Source organism: Adhaeribacter radiodurans, from assembly GCF_014075995.1.
Taxonomy (GTDB): Bacteria; Bacteroidota; Bacteroidia; order Cytophagales; family Hymenobacteraceae; genus Adhaeribacter; species Adhaeribacter radiodurans.
This window is the reverse complement of sequence record NZ_CP055153.1, coordinates 508625-523957: the sequence shown is the minus strand read 5'-3', so window position 1 is coordinate 523957 and position 15333 is coordinate 508625. Positions and strand designations below refer to the sequence as shown.

The following is a 15333-nucleotide window of genomic DNA, read 5'->3' as shown; positions in this document are numbered from 1 at the left end:
CAGAAATGGCAGAAATACAAGAGAAAGGCGGCGGAGGCGGGAAAGGCGGTAAGAAAAGATCCAAGAAACAATCTACCCGGATTGATATGACCCCGATGGTGGACCTTGGCTTCCTTTTATTAACGTTCTTTATTTTGACTACTACCTTCGCCAAACCGCAGACGATGGAAATTAACATGCCGGTTAAAGACGTAAAACCAGAAGAACAGCAAGCATTGAAAGCTTCAAATGCACTTACCTTAATTGCAGATGAAAAAGATCAGCTTTTCTGGTACGCTGGTTTACCGGATAATCCTACCGAACCTGGTGTGCAGTTAACCGATTATTCAGCTAATGGCCTCCGGAAAATCTTATTAGATCGCCGGTCTAATCCGAACTTAACCGTACTACTTAAGCAAACGGATAAGTCGCGGTATAAGAATATGGTGGATATGCTGGATGAAATGAACATTACTGGCATCCGGAAGTATGCAATTGTAGATGTGGATCCCCGGGATACGAAATTAATTGCTGACGCAAAAGCTAAATTATAGTAGAAAATGGAACAACAACTAAATTATTCAACCGCGTCGCTCGATGACATTGTTTTCGAGTACCGCAATAAGTCCTACGGAGCCTTTTTCCTTCGGAAGATTTATAATAAGCACGTTACCATTGCTACTTTTATTGCTATTGCTATTTTTATCTTGTTTATAAGTGCTCCTTTAATTGCTAAATTAATTGGTGGCGACGATGAGACAAATAAAGTAGTGAAAATAGAGAAAGTAGTAGAGCTCGCTGAACCACCTTCATTAGAAAATAAACCACCTCCACCCCCACCAGATTTGCCGCCACCGCCACCACCCGTGGTTTCTACGGTAAAATTTACCCCTCCGGTTATTAAGAAAGATGAGGAGGTACGGGAAGAGGAAGAAATTCCGGATCAGAAAGAATTGGAAGATGTAGTTATCTCTACAAAAACTGTAGAAGGTAATACGAACCAAGAAGTACTGACCGAAGTTGAGGCACCTTCTGAAGTAGGTGAAGTTGTGGAAGAACAAATCTTTACCTTCGTAGAACAGAACCCAACCTTCCCCGGCGGTATCGAAGCAATGTACAAATACTTAGGTAAAAACATTAGATACCCCGCTGTAGCTTCTCGGAACGGCTTAGAAGGTAACGTAATTCTACAGTTCGTAGTAAATAAAGAAGGTGCTATTTCTGATATTCAGGTAGTAAAATCTTTAGGTGGCGGTACCGACGAAGAAGCGGTTCGCGTAATTAAATCAATGCCAAACTGGTCTCCAGGTAAGCAAAATGGTCGGCCGGTAAATGTTCGTTATACATTACCTGTTCGCTTTAAATTACAGTAATTACAAATTGTTTATAAAAAAAACTCTGGTTTCCTTTATGGAAATCAGAGTTTTTTTATTCTATTAAATAAAGGTTCAATCTTTTTACCATTTAAAATTATCTGCGTTAAGTATATTAACAATTTTCAATGATATAATTTTATAATATTTTACGTTATACAAATTATAACATTAATGAAAGAATAGGCTTTTATATAACGTCTAGAATTTACTAATTAATACTATGCTCCCTAATTCAAATCGATCTAGCCGTAGCCCAAATAAAGCATTGAGGTATTTTACTTTATTTATGTGCTTGCTATACCCAGCACTAGGTTTGTTTATCATGTTTTCTGACGATAATCAGCTTACTTTACCCGATAAATATAAAATTATTTTAGGAGTTATGTTAATAGCGTATGGAGCCTTGCGCTTCTATCGGTCGTATAAAAAGAATAAGCCGCAAGATTACTCGGATGAAGATAATTAAACGTAAAACATAGGAATACACCTTAATTGAAAATATAATAAAACGCCTCTGCAGAATAATAGAACTAAACATTATAGCTAAAATAATAAGTTTGTAAGGTATTTAATTCTGCAATAATGACGCTTTAACCAATCTGTTTTATAAAAGAAATGAAAAGCTCCTTATCTTTTAAATTTTATTGGCGATTACTAATATTGCCGATGTTAGTGGCCGGAATATTTGCCTGTAACCGCGAAGGTAAAATAGAAGATACGCCCACTTCCGGAACCATAAAAATTAGCGTAGATGAGGCCTTTGCTCCTATTATCGATTCGCATGTTTATGCTTTTCAGAAGTTTTATAAGTATGCAAAGGTAAATGCTTCTTACAAATCAGAAGCGGAAACAGTAAAGGATTTACTACAGGATAGCGCTCGCCTGATTGTAATTTCACGGCCTTTAACAGACGATGAAAAGAAAGTTTTTGAGCAACAAAAAATAATACCTCGCATAACTAAAATTGCTGTAGATGGAGTTGCCCTTATTACGCATCCCAGCAACCCCGATACTACCTTTACGATGGAAGAAGTGCGTACTATTTTCAGTGGTAAAGTAACTTCTTGGCGACAACTTAATCCTAGTTCCAAATTATCAGATATTACCATTGTATTTGATAATGCTGGCTCAAGTACAGCACGTTACATTACGGATTCCGTTATTAACAAACAACCATTACCTAAAAAAATATTTGCGGCAAAAACGAATAAGGCTCTGGTAGATTATGTAGCTCAAAACCCCAATGCCTTAGGCGTAATAGGTGTTAATTGGATTAGCGATTTTGATGATAGCACCTCCATCGGATTTTTACGTAAGATAAAAGTAGCAGCGGTAAGTAATAATCCAGACAAAGAAGTAACCGAAGCCTTCGTTCAACCGTTTCAAGGATATTTGGCACAAAAAAGTTATCCTTTGCGTCGAAATGTTTATATTGTGAGCCGAGAAGCACGGGCAGGGCTTGGCACAGGTTTTGCATCATTCGTAGCTGGTGATAAAGGCCAGCGTATAATACTGAAATCGGGTCTAGTACCTGCCAGTGTGCCGGTACGTATAATATCTATTAAAGAATAAAAAATTAAACCAACTACCAATCTTTTAATTATTAAACCTTTTAAACCATGATCAAAAACTGGAAGTATATTCTGGCGATTTCTGCTTCTTTTATTACATCGGCTGGGTTTGCGCAAAGTGTGCAAGATGTACAGCGTTTAGTAGAAGTAGAACGTTATAAAGAAGCAAAAGCAGCCCTGCTACGCCTAAATACATCAAACCCGAATGACGAAGTAAGTTATAACTTAGGAGATTTATACCTAAAAGAGGGAAAAGTTGACTCTGCCAATACCATATTCACCCAAGCACTGGCAAAAGACGACAAATCTGCCAGAAGTATGGTGGGTTTAGGCAAAGTTGCTTTAATGAAAGGCAATACTGCTGAGGCAGAACGTCAGTTTGATGCAGCTATTAAGCGGACAAAAGGTAAAGACGCAAACATTTTTAAACTAATTGGTCAAGCCTACGCTGATTCTGATGTAAAAGATATAACTAAGGCTCTTGGTTATATGAACGAAGCCAATAAAATTACTAAAAATAACGATGCAGAGGCTCATATCATTTTAGGTGATATCCATTTGAAGAACCCCAATGGTGGTGGCGAGGCAATGACTGCTTACGACAGAGCTATTCAAATTGATCCAAATAACGCTAAAGCTTACCTGAAAAAAGGTCAGTTATATGTTCGCTCTAAGAACTATAACGAAGCTCAGGCAGCTTTCGAGAAAGTTATCGCTCTTAATCCAAACTATGCCCCTGCCTACCGCGATTTAGGTGAAATGAACTACTTTGTAGGTAAATACGATAAAGCTGTTGAGAATTTTAAAAAATATCGCTCAATGGCTGAAAACTCGATTGATACACAAATCAAGTATGCCTCTTTCTTGTTCTTAACAGAAGATTATCAGGGTACATTAGCTGAAGCGCAACAAGTTTTGCAGCAAGACCCTAATAATTTAGTAATGAACCGTTTATTAGCTTACTCGCTGTACAAGACCGATAAAACTCCGGAAGCCTTACAGGTTATGGAAAAATACTTTCAAATAGCTCAAGCTGACCCAACCAAAATAATAGCTTCTGATTATGCTTATTATGGTCGTATGTTAGCTGATACTGGTAAAACAGAAGAAGCAACTGCCAACCTGGAAAAAGCTTTAGCCATGGATCCAGAAAACTTAGATGTGCAAAACGAAGCAGCAGCGGCTTATGTAAAAGCTAAGCAATATGACAAAGCTATAGCGATGTATAAAAACAAAGTTAAAGCGAAACCAAGCTTAGTAGATAATTTTAAATTAGCTGACGTATACTTGGCGGCTGGCCAATTTGACTCTGCTGACTCACTTTATGCTGGTATAATTCAGGCCAGACCAGAGTATGCAACTGCTTACTTACGTCGGGCTCAAGTAGCTGAAAGCAAAGATAAAGCCCAAACTGGTGCTGCAAAAGATGCTTATGAGCAATACATTAAAGTTGCTAACCAAGATCCGACTAAGGCAGCTTCCAATAAACAAGGCTTATTTGTGGCTAATTATTATTTAGGCTTCCAGGCTTATAAAGCAAAGGATTACGCTACTGCCAAAACTTACTGGAACGAAGCCAAACGTTTAGATCCAACTAACAAGGATGTAGAAACTGCCTTAAAAAATATTGAAGTAGCTCAAAAAAGGCCAACTGCATCTAAAAGAAAGTAAGTTCATTTAATAACTCTTAAATTACAGAAAAGCCTGCTCTGATTCTTAGAGCAGGCTTTTCTATTTGGAATCTATAAGTTTTTGCCATCTGTCTAAAACAATTTTAAAATCTTCAGGTAAATCTGAATCAAACTGCATTTGTTGTTTAGTGGTAGGATGACGAAATCCGAGTGATTTGGCATGTAGCGCCTGACGTGGCATTAAATCTAACGTATTTTCTATAAATGCTTTTAATGAGCCTGTCTTTTGACCGTATACTTGTTTATCCCCGCCGTAAGTAGGATCACCAAATAACGGATGCCCAATAAATCTAAAATGAGCTCGAATTTGATGTGTGCGGCCCGTTTCTAAATTACATTTAACTAAGGTTACGTATTCAAAAGATTGTAATACTTTATAATGGGTAATGGCTGATTTACCTTGCTCACCATCGGGATAAACAGCCATGATTTTTCGATCCTTTAAGCTGCGTCCAATATGGCCCCTAATGGTTCCTTTAGATTCTTTAGGCACTCCCCAAATTAAAGCATAATACGTGCGCTCAATAGAGTGGTCAAAAAACTGACGAGCCAAATAACTCATAGCATACTCCGTTTTAGCAATAACGAGTAACCCTGAAGTATCTTTATCAATGCGATGAACTAAACCTGGCCTACCTTCACCATTGCGGCCTGTTGGCAGATTTTGCAAATGGTAGGTGAGCGCATTTACTAAAGTACCCGTCCAGTTACTATAAGCCGGATGTACTACCATGCCTGCTTCCTTATTTACTAAAAGAAGATCATCATCTTCATAAATAATGTTTAAAGGAATATTTTCAGGAACAATATCTGTATCGCGGGGAGGGTCTGGTAAAGTTACCGTAATAATGTCATTTGGTTTAACTTTATAACTTACCTTAGCCGGTTCGTTATTCACCCGAATAGACTCAGAACGAATGGCATTTTGTAACTTATTGCGCGTTACATTGGGCAACCGATCCATCAGAAATTTATCTAATCGTAGTAAAGCCTGCCCTTTATCAACTACAATACGGACGTGCTCATATAAATCATCTGATTCGGCTAAGTTCTCTTCGTATAACTGATTTTCTTGCAACATTGCGGCAGTAATTAATTACTAATTGTATTCTAAAATAAGTACCTGGACAAAATAAATATTCATTTTCACGCGCAGTATCAATAGTAAAACAACCACCCTACCATCCTAAACTTAGGAGAGGAGCTTTTCCTCCAACTTATCATCTATCATTTAAGTTGCCTCCTTACTTAATTGTTGTGCTTCTATAAACTTAGAGCTGGGTTTATACTATCATTTAAAATAAATAGCTATTCGTAATCTTGTACTTGGATTAATTTACAAAAGGCTAAAAATAAAAAAGCCGGTGTATAGCTACACCGGCTTTCTAAAAGTTAATTTTAATCTTATTTGTTCTTCTTGGTAGTAGCTGGAGTAGTTATTTTTCCAGCGGGAGAAGTATTACTTGCTGCCGGAGCTTGTACGGCCGGAGCTGGGGCACCTTTAGCAGGAGGAGTAATACCCATTTGCTTTAAAACTAAATCAGAAATATTACCATCTTCGGGAGCGTGCAATAAAATAGCCGCAGTACCTGCACCTGCATCAGAATTAAATACATAAGTATAGCCATTACTCTTTGCTACATCATCAATAGCTTTCTGCATTTTCTTGTAAGCAGGCTCTAATAAAGCTTGTTGCTTTTTCTGTAAAGAAAGTTCGGCATTGCGTTGAAATTCTTCAATAGATGAACGCAAATTCATAAGCTCCTTTTCTTTATCCTTCCGGATAACGTCCGTCATAGTAGCGGCGCCTTTTTGATAGGTTTCTCCTTTAGATTCAAATTCCTTTACTTTACTTTGCAATTGGGTTTCTAATTGGGTACTATATGTTTTTAAATCTGACTCGATTTGTTTGCTCTCTGGCATTAGGCTTAATACATAATCAACGTTTGTATAGCCGATTTTAGGAGTAGAAGCAGTTGTTTGAGCTAAAGATGTTAACTGCACAGTTACAAACAATAGAGCAGTAGCAACAATAATTTTTACTTTGTTCATTTTAATCAATTAATTGGTTTACTTTTTACTTTTTCTTTGGTTGGGTTTTAGCTGGGGCTTTGGTACCGGTAGTTTTACGAGCTGCCGGAGCTTGTTTTTGGGTCGTAGCATTCTCATCAGAAGCACCAACGTCATCGCCATCCTGCGATTGAACTTGGCTACCTGGAGTGTCTACGTTCGAAGTATTGGGCCGAGCTCCAGCTGTATTTTTTTCTGGAGAAGCTAAACCTAGTTCCTCGAGCACATATTCGGTATAATCATGAACTGGATTAGTGTACAACATAACTAATTCGCCGGATTTATCAAAAATAATTTGCAATTGACGTTTTTTAGCTACTTTTTCAATAGCATCGTATACCTCATCCTGCACGGGTTTAATTAACTCCTGGCGCTTTTTAAATACAGTACCTTCAAAGCCAAATATTTTTTTCTGGTATTCCTTAACTTCTTTTTCTTTTTCTACAATTTCGTTTTGCCGCTTCTTCTTCATTTCCTCGGTTAACAAAACTTCTTCGGCTTGATAAGCTTTGTACATCTTATCAATGTTTTGATACATTCCTTCAATATCTTTCTGCCAGTTGGCAGATAGTTTATCAATCTCTTGCTGTGCCGACTTATAAGCAGGCATTTTACTTAAGATAAACTCCGAATCTACATAACCAAACTTCTGAGCAAAAGAAGCATTAGTTAAAAGCAGGAGTAAGATAACAAAAAACCAATATTTTTTCATTCTATAATTAATTAGATTCTTTTCCCTTATACTTTCTCGTCAGATTAAACTTAATTAAGTACCGTTTGTATCTTGTAAACACACATAAAGCTATTAAAATTTCGTGCCACAAATATTTTGTCCTGAATAGCTTATCTAATTTGCTGACCAATAATAAAGTGGAACATACCTCCCGGTTTGGTTGCAGGCACATTAGTCGCGGCCGGTACTTTATCAAAGCCCCAACCATAATCAAAGCCCAATAAACCGAAAGCAGCCATAAAAATACGGGCACCTATACCAGCCGAACGGTACAATTTAAATGGACTATATTGTTGAATCGAACCAAAATTATTACCTGCCTCGGCAAATCCTAACACATAAACCGTTGCTTGCGGATTAGGAGATACTAAATAACGTAATTCGGTAACAAATTTATTGTATGCAACCCCTCCTTGGCTAGATGGGCTAACAGATTCATCTTCGTAGCCCCGCAAGCCAATATATTCGGTTCCTACCAAAATGTTACCGCCACCTAAACCAGAACCACCCAGTTTGAAACGTTCAACGGGGCCTACTGCCTGGTCCTTACGGTAGCTACCTAAGAATCCAAAGTGAGCGCGAGTGTTAAGTACTAATTTACCTTTACGCGTTAATGAAGTGAAGAAAGATGCATCCAACATCCATTTGTTAAATTCAATCCACTTCATCGCATCCCGGTTTTCATCAAACAACGAATAAGGAGGCGTTAGATTTAAGCTTAAGCTCAACGTTGACCCAGATCTTGGGAAAGTTAGCTGATCTATGCTGCTCCGAGATAAAGTATTAATAAAGGAGATACTATTTAATGTACCCGATTGATAATTAGCACCAAAAATAGGATAGTTTTTTGTTATGTACTGATTATATGAAAGTGAGTGAGACAAACTAAAGTAATTATCCGGCCAGCTTAACCGACGGCCTAAACTCACCGAACCGCCATTAATGCGGATACCTTGTAACTCTTCGCCGTTACTAATGGTGCGCGATACGGTCCGGTTTATACCCACACTAAAGGAGTTCCGTTTACGACCGCCTAACCATGGCTCGGTAAAAGATAAAGAGTATGATTGATAGCGCAAGCCATTAGCCTGAATATTCAAGGCTAAACGCTGTCCATCGCCCCCCGGTATAGGACGCCAATTACGTGGATCGCCGGCTTTTTTAAGCGAAAAGTTATTTAATACTAAACCAACGGTACCCACAATACCATAAGGACCGCCCCAACCACCAGATAAAGTAATTTGGTCACTAGGCTTCTCGGTTACCGTGTATTTAATATCTACAGTACCTTCTTCTTGATTAGGAATGGGGTTCATGCCAATTTGTTCCGGGTCAAAATAACCTAAAGTAGCAATTTCGCGCTGAGACCGAATCAAGTCTGAACGACTAAATTTCTGGCCTGGAATAGTGTACAATTCGCGTAAAATTACGTGATCGCTGGTTTTAGTATTACCAGATACGGTAACTTCTTTAATTCGGGCTTGGGCGCCTTCTCTCACGCGCATTTCAATATCAATGGAATCGCCTTCCACTAATACCTCTACCGGATCAATCTGGAAAAACAAATAACCATCATCCATGTACAACGATGACACGTCGCTACCATTCGGATTGTATTGTAAGCGTTTGTTTAATTCTTCTTTATTATAAACATCGCCTTTTTTTATACCGAGTACACTACCTAATTGCTTGGCATCATAAATATAATTACCCGTCCAGGAAATGTTGCGGTAAAAGTACTTATTGCCTTCGTCTACTTTAATTTGAATAGCTAACTTACCATTAGGCCGCATGTAAACCGAATCGGATACAATAGTTGCATCCCGGAAACCTTGTGAATTGTAATAGTCAATCACACTGGTTTTATCGGTTTCGTATAAAGCACGGTTAAATTTAGAAGATGTGAATAGTTTATAAGGCCGCTTTTCTTTGGTTTTCTTCATTTTGCGGCGTAATTTTTTATCCGAAATAGCTTCGTTGCCCTCGAAAGCAATTTCTTCTATTCTTACTTTATTGCCCTTATCCACCGCAATATTTAAAACAACACTGTTCGGCAATACGGAATCAGGCTTTTGGAACACATTTACTTTAGCGTTCATATAACCTTTTTCGACAAAATAATTGCGAACCGTATTTTTGGTAGTACTTAGCAAAGCGTCTGTTACTACTTTGCCGCGGATCAATTTTATTTTATCGCGTAAAGCATCGGCTTGCCCTTTTTTAATACCTGAAAAATCGAACCGGGATAAACGTGGACGTTCGGTTAGGAAAAAGTCTAAAAACACTTGATCCCCTTCTATTTTAGTAATAGATACTTCTACGTTACCTAAAATTCCCTGATCCCATAATTTGTGAATAGCTTTGCTCAAATCTTCGCCAGGGAGCTTTATTCGGTCGCCTACCCGTAAACCAGTGATAGAAATAAGGGTATTGGGATCTAAAAACTTGGCTCCACTTACCGTTACCGCACCAATACGATATTCTTTGGGATTATTATAGTCCAACTCTACGTTGGTACCCTGGGTTCCTATATTTACTTGAGCGGATGCAGCGGTTGTTAATAAAACAAACAAAAACAACCAGAAATATTTAATCATTAAGTAATACTTTTATTAGTTAATTGTTCACTGGTTTTACCAAAGCGGCGTTCCCGGCTTTGATAAGACAATATGGCTTCGTATAAGTGCTGTTTGCGGAAATCAGGCCAAAGTAAGTTAGTTATGTAAATTTCGGTATAGGCCAATTGCCAAAGCAAAAAATTACTAATCCGCATTTCGCCGCTGGTTCTAATAAGTAATTCCGGATCGGGAATGCCAGCCGTCGCTACATGGTCAGCAATAATTTGTTCATTAATCTCTTCTGGTTGAAGTTCACCAGCCGCTACCAATGCACTAATTTGCCGAAAGGCTTGCGTTAAATCCCAACGGCCACTGTAACTTAAAGCTACATTTAAAGTCATACGGGTATTCTCTGCGGTTAACTCCATTGCTTCCAGCAGTTCCCGACGGCAATTTTTTGGTAAGCTATCAGTATCTCCTATGGTTTGTAACCGAATATTATTTTTATTTAAAGTAGCGGTTTCTTTCCGGATAGTCGAAACCAGTAATTCCATTAATGCGTTTACTTCGTATTGCGGACGAGACCAGTTTTCAGTGGAAAAAGCATAGAGCGTTAAATAAGGAATTCCCAACTCCGCTGATCCTTCAACCGTATCCCGCACCGCGGAAATAGCATTTTGGTGCCCGAATATGCGAGCTCCCCCCTTTTGTTTTGCCCAACGCCCATTGCCATCCATAATAACGGCAACGTGTTTTGGTAAATTGTTTAAATCAATTTTTTCCTGAAGACTCATTCAACCCAAATTTCCGCGCAAGTTACAAAAACCCTGGCAATTATGCGTTATGAATCTGCAATAAACAATAATTTCCTTCTGAATTTGACACTGAGCTACGCACTTCAAAGTATTTGATTTTCAGAATAATAGTTCTGGCAAGGCTCTGATTTAAGCAAAAAGTTAAACAAATACTTACCAGAAGGCCCAATATATTTATTATAAAGCCTAAGGGTTTCTGGCCTGCCTTTATTAGATGAACAGGATGTGGAAATGGTTGCCTAATTAAAAAATAATTTTTTATGCTTTACTGCTTTAGACTTAGTAGCCGGTGGGCAAAGGAGCTTATAAAAAGTATAGGAAATACTAATACCATTATAAAAGTACCAGTCATTATCGTAAGGGTCGGTAAGCAGAAGTTCTTGGTAAGGCAGTTCTGGGTAATCTTTTTTTTGCAGGTAATCTAAATGGTCGCCGTTTTTAGCTATGATTTTACGGGCGCCCACCTCTAAGCCTAAATTCCAGTTATACGAAAGCGCATATTTAAAACCAATACCCGTAGGAATAGAAAGCACCGTAGCACTTTCCGTTGGCTTGGTATATTTATCTTCTAAAACTACTTTATTGCTAAAACGTGCAGCAGCAAAGCTGATAAAGTAATATGGAGTCCAACGTGTACGGCGCTTCTGATTATAATAATCCAGAAAATTATATTCCAATCCCGCCGACAGCTCTACTAAATTAGTTTTAAAATTTGCTTGCCGAAAAGTATTTACGGGGAGTTCTGCATCTTTATCCTGCGCGCGGAGCATACCGGCCATTAGGTGCGCCTTTAAAGTAACTGGCTTGGAAATATCTTTTTTATAAAACAAAACAACTCCCGGTCGATTATTTTGAAAACGGTAATTAGGGGCAACTTCGCCTTTATAAACTAATCCACCGATACCTCCGCCAATTTCACTGGTATTTTGGGCATGTAATTCATTGGCAAAAAAAAGACTCCTTACTAACCATAGGCTTATAAGGAGTGTAGTGCGTACACTTAGATTGAACATGTAATAAATTAAAAAAGTAATGTAGAATTACCTCATTATACTACCTAGGTTTAGGACATTTAATAGGATGAGGAATTATATAATACAAGGCAATTCCAGTAGTAATATACCAGTCTTTATCGGTTACATCGCCACGTTGATCTCCTTTTAAACCAAAGCCGCTAATGTGTTTATAGCCATAATTATCGGTTAAAACCGGAGTAAAGCCCGAATCAGCGCTTCTATCAGATAATAAAGCAGCGGTTTGGCCTTTTGCCGCCGTTAAATCTCCTTTATCCGCGTAATTGGTACTAATATCGTCTATATAATCAGTAAAAGTTTTACGCCAGCAAATTTCAAAACCTATATCTACGTTAGCATCAATTTTATACTTAACGCCAAAACCCACTGGAATAGCTAACTGAATTAATTTATAAGGCTTAGGGTACCCTTTACTGTCCCGGTCTTCGGCGTACTGCCCTTCGGTACCTAGAGGTTGTAATTCATAGAAACCAGCTTTCATGCCTTCACCATCAAAATAAGCTTTTGGATTATGTTTGAAAACGCCTATACCGATAAAACCGTAGGGCATAAAATTAGGCCGACGACGATAAGGAAAGCTGTTTTGAAATAATTCAAAAATAGCGACGCCATTTAACTCTAAAATATTATTCCGGAAGTTCAAATTACGCTCGAACCGTGGAATGTTGTCTTCTTCATTTTCGGAAGCGCTTTTTTTATCGTCGCCGTAAATGCGGCCCCACGAAAGGCTTCCCCGAGCCGAAATACGAGGGGTGAACTTATACGTGTAAGTCGCACCAATATTTAAACGGGTAGAAAGTAAACGCAGACTGGTAACATTTGCATCCGGAGCGGTTTCTCCCAGATAATTCATGGCATTTAAATTCAGACCAATAATACCATAGCGGCTTGACTTTTGCCAAGGCTTTCCGTAAGCGTCGGAAACACGAATATCCGTACCTATTTTTCTATAGCGCCTTTTTTTAAGCCAACTCTGACCATGAGCAGTATCAATCGTGAACGATAAAAAACCAATAAGAATTACAACCGTGGCGCAAATATTTTTCATTTTCACTTCCTTCGCAGGTATATTAGTTGCAGCGAGCGTTTGCTAATAATACCTAAGCTGCTCAAAATTAGAAATTAAATATAGATTTAAAAATATTTTTAAGCTAACACCTTCTTCTTTACAAATCGTTTCGCTTATCGAAGCCCCAGTTCAACTTAGTTCGTAAGGTAGTTAAGAAATTCGTATCTGCTATTTTAACCAATCTGGCATTAAAGTTTTCTCGTTTTACCGCAATTTTAATGGATGCATCTACGGGCTTGGAACGAGAATCGAGCGAAACCAAAAAATTATTGCTACGTCCCTCAATTTCAAACGATAAAACACTCTTATCGGATACTATCAAGGGCCGCACATTTAGATTATGTGGACATACGGGTGAAATAACAAAATTGTTAGTTTGAGGCAAAACTACCGGTCCGCCGCAACTTAACGAATATCCAGTTGAACCGGTTGGGGTAGCCACAATCAATCCATCGGCCCAATAAGAATTCAGATATTCACCATCAATGTAAGTATGTACTACAATCATGGTAGAAGTATCGGTTTTTAAAATAGAGAACTCATTCAGGCCAAAATTAACGCCGTCAAAAATATCCTGATCGGTTTCCGCCCGAATCAAAGATCGTTCTTCTATAATATACTCACCTTTATACAAAGCCTCAATGGCCGAAGCTGTTTGGTTAAATGGTACGTTTGCCAGGAAACCTAACCGCCCGGTATTTATGCCTAAAATGGGAATTTGCTTTGCCCCCACATACGTAATAGTATCTAGCAGAGTGCCATCGCCGCCAATACTTAACACGAACTCTACACCTTCTAACGGATCGCCCCGCCGAAAAGTATTCACATTTACCGGTAAATGGATGTGATTTTGCAAGTATATTTTAAAATACTCTACAATAATGATTTCGGTTTGCCGCTCGGCTAAATCATTAAAAAGTTCCTGAATATAGGGCAACAGCGCTTCTTTAAAAGGCTTCCCGAGAATGGCTATTTTCATGCAAAATTTAAAATGGAATGCCGGTAGTAACAAAAAAACCCGTTTGCCCGGTTTTAGTTAAAGTATACTCCAAAGTAACAACTTTATCGTAATACGTAACAAGGTGCAACCCAATTCCTGCCGACATTAGCAAGCGATTGGCAAAACTATTTTCGGCCGCGTAATATTCATCGCGGGCGTAACCGGCATCGGTAAACGCATTTACATAGATTGCCAGCGGAATACGATTAAACTTTGGGCTTTTAATAAAATCAAGAACCACCTCGCGTTGCGGCAAAAGGTTGCGCGATAAGCCTTGTTTAAACAGCCCATACTGTTGCCCTCCTACCACATACAATTGGTAACCCCGCACTACCACCGAACCAAATCCTAAGCTCTGGTTATCGGCAAAAGCTAACCGGCGGCTCAGGGTACTTTTACCATCCAGACCCATGCTGTAAAAAAGATTTCGGGTTAAGGGTATATACCGGCTGTACCTAACTCTAAGGGAGGTACTGGCATTACCACTTTTATTACCATATAAACGTTGCGCAAAAGCCACCTGAAAAAAGCTCCCCATCAAGGGATACGAAAAAGTGTTACGATAATTACGGGTATGCACCAGGTTGATTTCCGCGAATTGCCGTTTTTGCCAGCCTAAATAATAAGATGAATTTAGGTTGAATGCTTCATCTGAGATTTGTTGCCAATTATAGGCCAATGAAAGCGTAGTTTGCTGCTGCACATTGGGGCGGTAAAGTAAGCCCGATGAAACATAAACCCGTTGAATGGGAAATTTATCGTCCTGCCTTAAGGTAATTGGTTGGTTAAACTGGGTGGTGTAATCTAAGGCATGACTGCGATAAAGCGAGACACCAAAAGTAGCACCTATTTTAGAGTGACTCACCCTGGGTTTAATGTAAAACAACTCGTATTTGCGATTATACCCATGCTGCACATTCATCCGGAGCGTTTCGTTTAAACCCCTGAAATTTCTAACCAGCAAGTGTACCCCATAATCAATCCGGCGCCAATCATGGTGGTAAAGCCAGGCATTAAAATTACGATCGGCAAGCGAGAAAATAGGAACCGGCCAAATATACCAGCGCTCCTGTAAGGTAAAAATAAGATTCAACTTCCCGTTTTCGCATAAAGCAATATAACGTACCCAATGAAAGAGCTGTAAGTTATAAAGCCTAAGTTGATTAGCTGCCAGGCGCTTTCGTAAATCAGTCGCATTGATTAGGTCACCTGCTTTTAAATCGAGTTCGGCCTGCAGAATCTTTTCCTGAGTAGTTTTATTACCTTCAAATTGAATGCTACCAATCTGTATTTGCCCAGAATCGGTGGGGCAACCCAGAATATTTTGCGCGGAATCGATAATAAAACCATTTGCCGGGCTAACGGTAGTTTGCGCGGCAACAGAAAGCTGAAGAAAGAAAAGTAAAAGAAGAAATAACGGAACCCGCCGCACAAAGA

Annotated in this window: 14 protein-coding genes; 5 read left to right on the top strand and 9 right to left on the bottom strand. The window is 38.8% G+C overall.

Annotated elements, in window-relative coordinates:
* The first annotated feature begins 5 nt into the window (after positions 1-5).
* The 5 genes from HUW48_RS02685 (at position 6) to HUW48_RS02665 (ending at position 4597) form a co-directional block, all read left to right on the top strand.
* Complete coding sequence (locus HUW48_RS02685) at positions 6-533, top strand: ExbD/TolR family protein (RefSeq protein ID WP_182414206.1); 528 nt, start codon at positions 6-8, stop codon at positions 531-533.
* Positions 534-539: 6 nt separating this feature from the next.
* Positions 540-1352, top strand: coding sequence for an energy transducer TonB (locus HUW48_RS02680; protein WP_182414205.1), 813 nt, complete (start codon positions 540-542; stop codon positions 1350-1352).
* A 325-nt stretch (positions 1353-1677) separates the two neighbouring features.
* Entirely contained in the window at positions 1678-1821 is a 144-nt protein-coding gene (locus HUW48_RS02675) for a hypothetical protein (protein ID WP_182414204.1), read from the top strand.
* Positions 1822-1970: 149 nt separating this feature from the next.
* Positions 1971-2927, top strand: a complete 957-nt coding sequence (locus HUW48_RS02670; protein ID WP_182414203.1) for a PstS family phosphate ABC transporter substrate-binding protein — start codon at positions 1971-1973, stop codon at positions 2925-2927.
* A gap of 47 nt (positions 2928-2974) precedes the next feature.
* Positions 2975-4597, top strand: a complete 1623-nt coding sequence (locus tag HUW48_RS02665) for a tetratricopeptide repeat protein (protein WP_182414202.1) — start codon at positions 2975-2977, stop codon at positions 4595-4597.
* A gap of 60 nt (positions 4598-4657) precedes the next feature.
* Here HUW48_RS02665 and HUW48_RS02660 read toward each other — a convergent pair whose 3' ends face one another.
* The 9 genes from HUW48_RS02660 to HUW48_RS02620 all read right to left on the bottom strand — a co-directional run bounded on the left by HUW48_RS02660 (position 4658) and on the right by HUW48_RS02620 (position 15328).
* Positions 4658-5698: an RluA family pseudouridine synthase gene (locus HUW48_RS02660; RefSeq protein ID WP_182414201.1), complete on the bottom strand. Its 1041-nt coding sequence runs from the start codon at positions 5696-5698 to the stop codon at positions 4658-4660.
* A 323-nt stretch (positions 5699-6021) separates the two neighbouring features.
* The gene (locus HUW48_RS02655; protein WP_182414200.1) at positions 6022-6669 is read right to left on the bottom strand and encodes an OmpH family outer membrane protein; all 648 of its coding nucleotides are present in this window, start codon (positions 6667-6669) and stop codon (positions 6022-6024) included.
* A gap of 25 nt (positions 6670-6694) precedes the next feature.
* Positions 6695-7399 (bottom strand): OmpH family outer membrane protein, encoded by a 705-nt coding sequence (locus HUW48_RS02650; protein WP_182414199.1) that lies wholly within the window; start codon positions 7397-7399, stop codon positions 6695-6697.
* Between the two features lie 131 nt (positions 7400-7530).
* Positions 7531-10017 carry an outer membrane protein assembly factor BamA gene (bamA, locus tag HUW48_RS02645; protein WP_182414198.1) on the bottom strand — a complete coding sequence of 829 codons (2487 nt, stop codon included), beginning with the start codon at positions 10015-10017 and terminating at the stop codon, positions 7531-7533.
* Positions 10017-10772: an isoprenyl transferase gene (locus tag HUW48_RS02640; RefSeq protein WP_182414197.1), complete on the bottom strand. Its 756-nt coding sequence runs from the start codon at positions 10770-10772 to the stop codon at positions 10017-10019. Before HUW48_RS02640 ends, bamA begins: the two co-directional genes overlap by 1 nt.
* Before the next feature lie 260 nt (positions 10773-11032).
* Entirely contained in the window at positions 11033-11806 is a 774-nt protein-coding gene (porG, locus tag HUW48_RS02635; RefSeq protein WP_182414196.1) for a type IX secretion system protein PorG, read from the bottom strand.
* Positions 11807-11846: 40 nt separating this feature from the next.
* A complete protein-coding gene (locus HUW48_RS02630) occupies positions 11847-12875 on the bottom strand; it encodes a DUF6089 family protein (RefSeq protein ID WP_182414195.1) in 1029 nt (342 codons plus the stop codon).
* 118 nt (positions 12876-12993) lie between these two features.
* Positions 12994-13875, bottom strand: coding sequence for an NAD kinase (locus tag HUW48_RS02625; RefSeq protein WP_182414194.1), 882 nt, complete (start codon positions 13873-13875; stop codon positions 12994-12996).
* A gap of 7 nt (positions 13876-13882) precedes the next feature.
* The gene (locus HUW48_RS02620; protein ID WP_182414193.1) at positions 13883-15328 is read right to left on the bottom strand and encodes a BamA/TamA family outer membrane protein; all 1446 of its coding nucleotides are present in this window, start codon (positions 15326-15328) and stop codon (positions 13883-13885) included.
* Between the last annotated feature and the right edge of the window lie 5 nt (positions 15329-15333).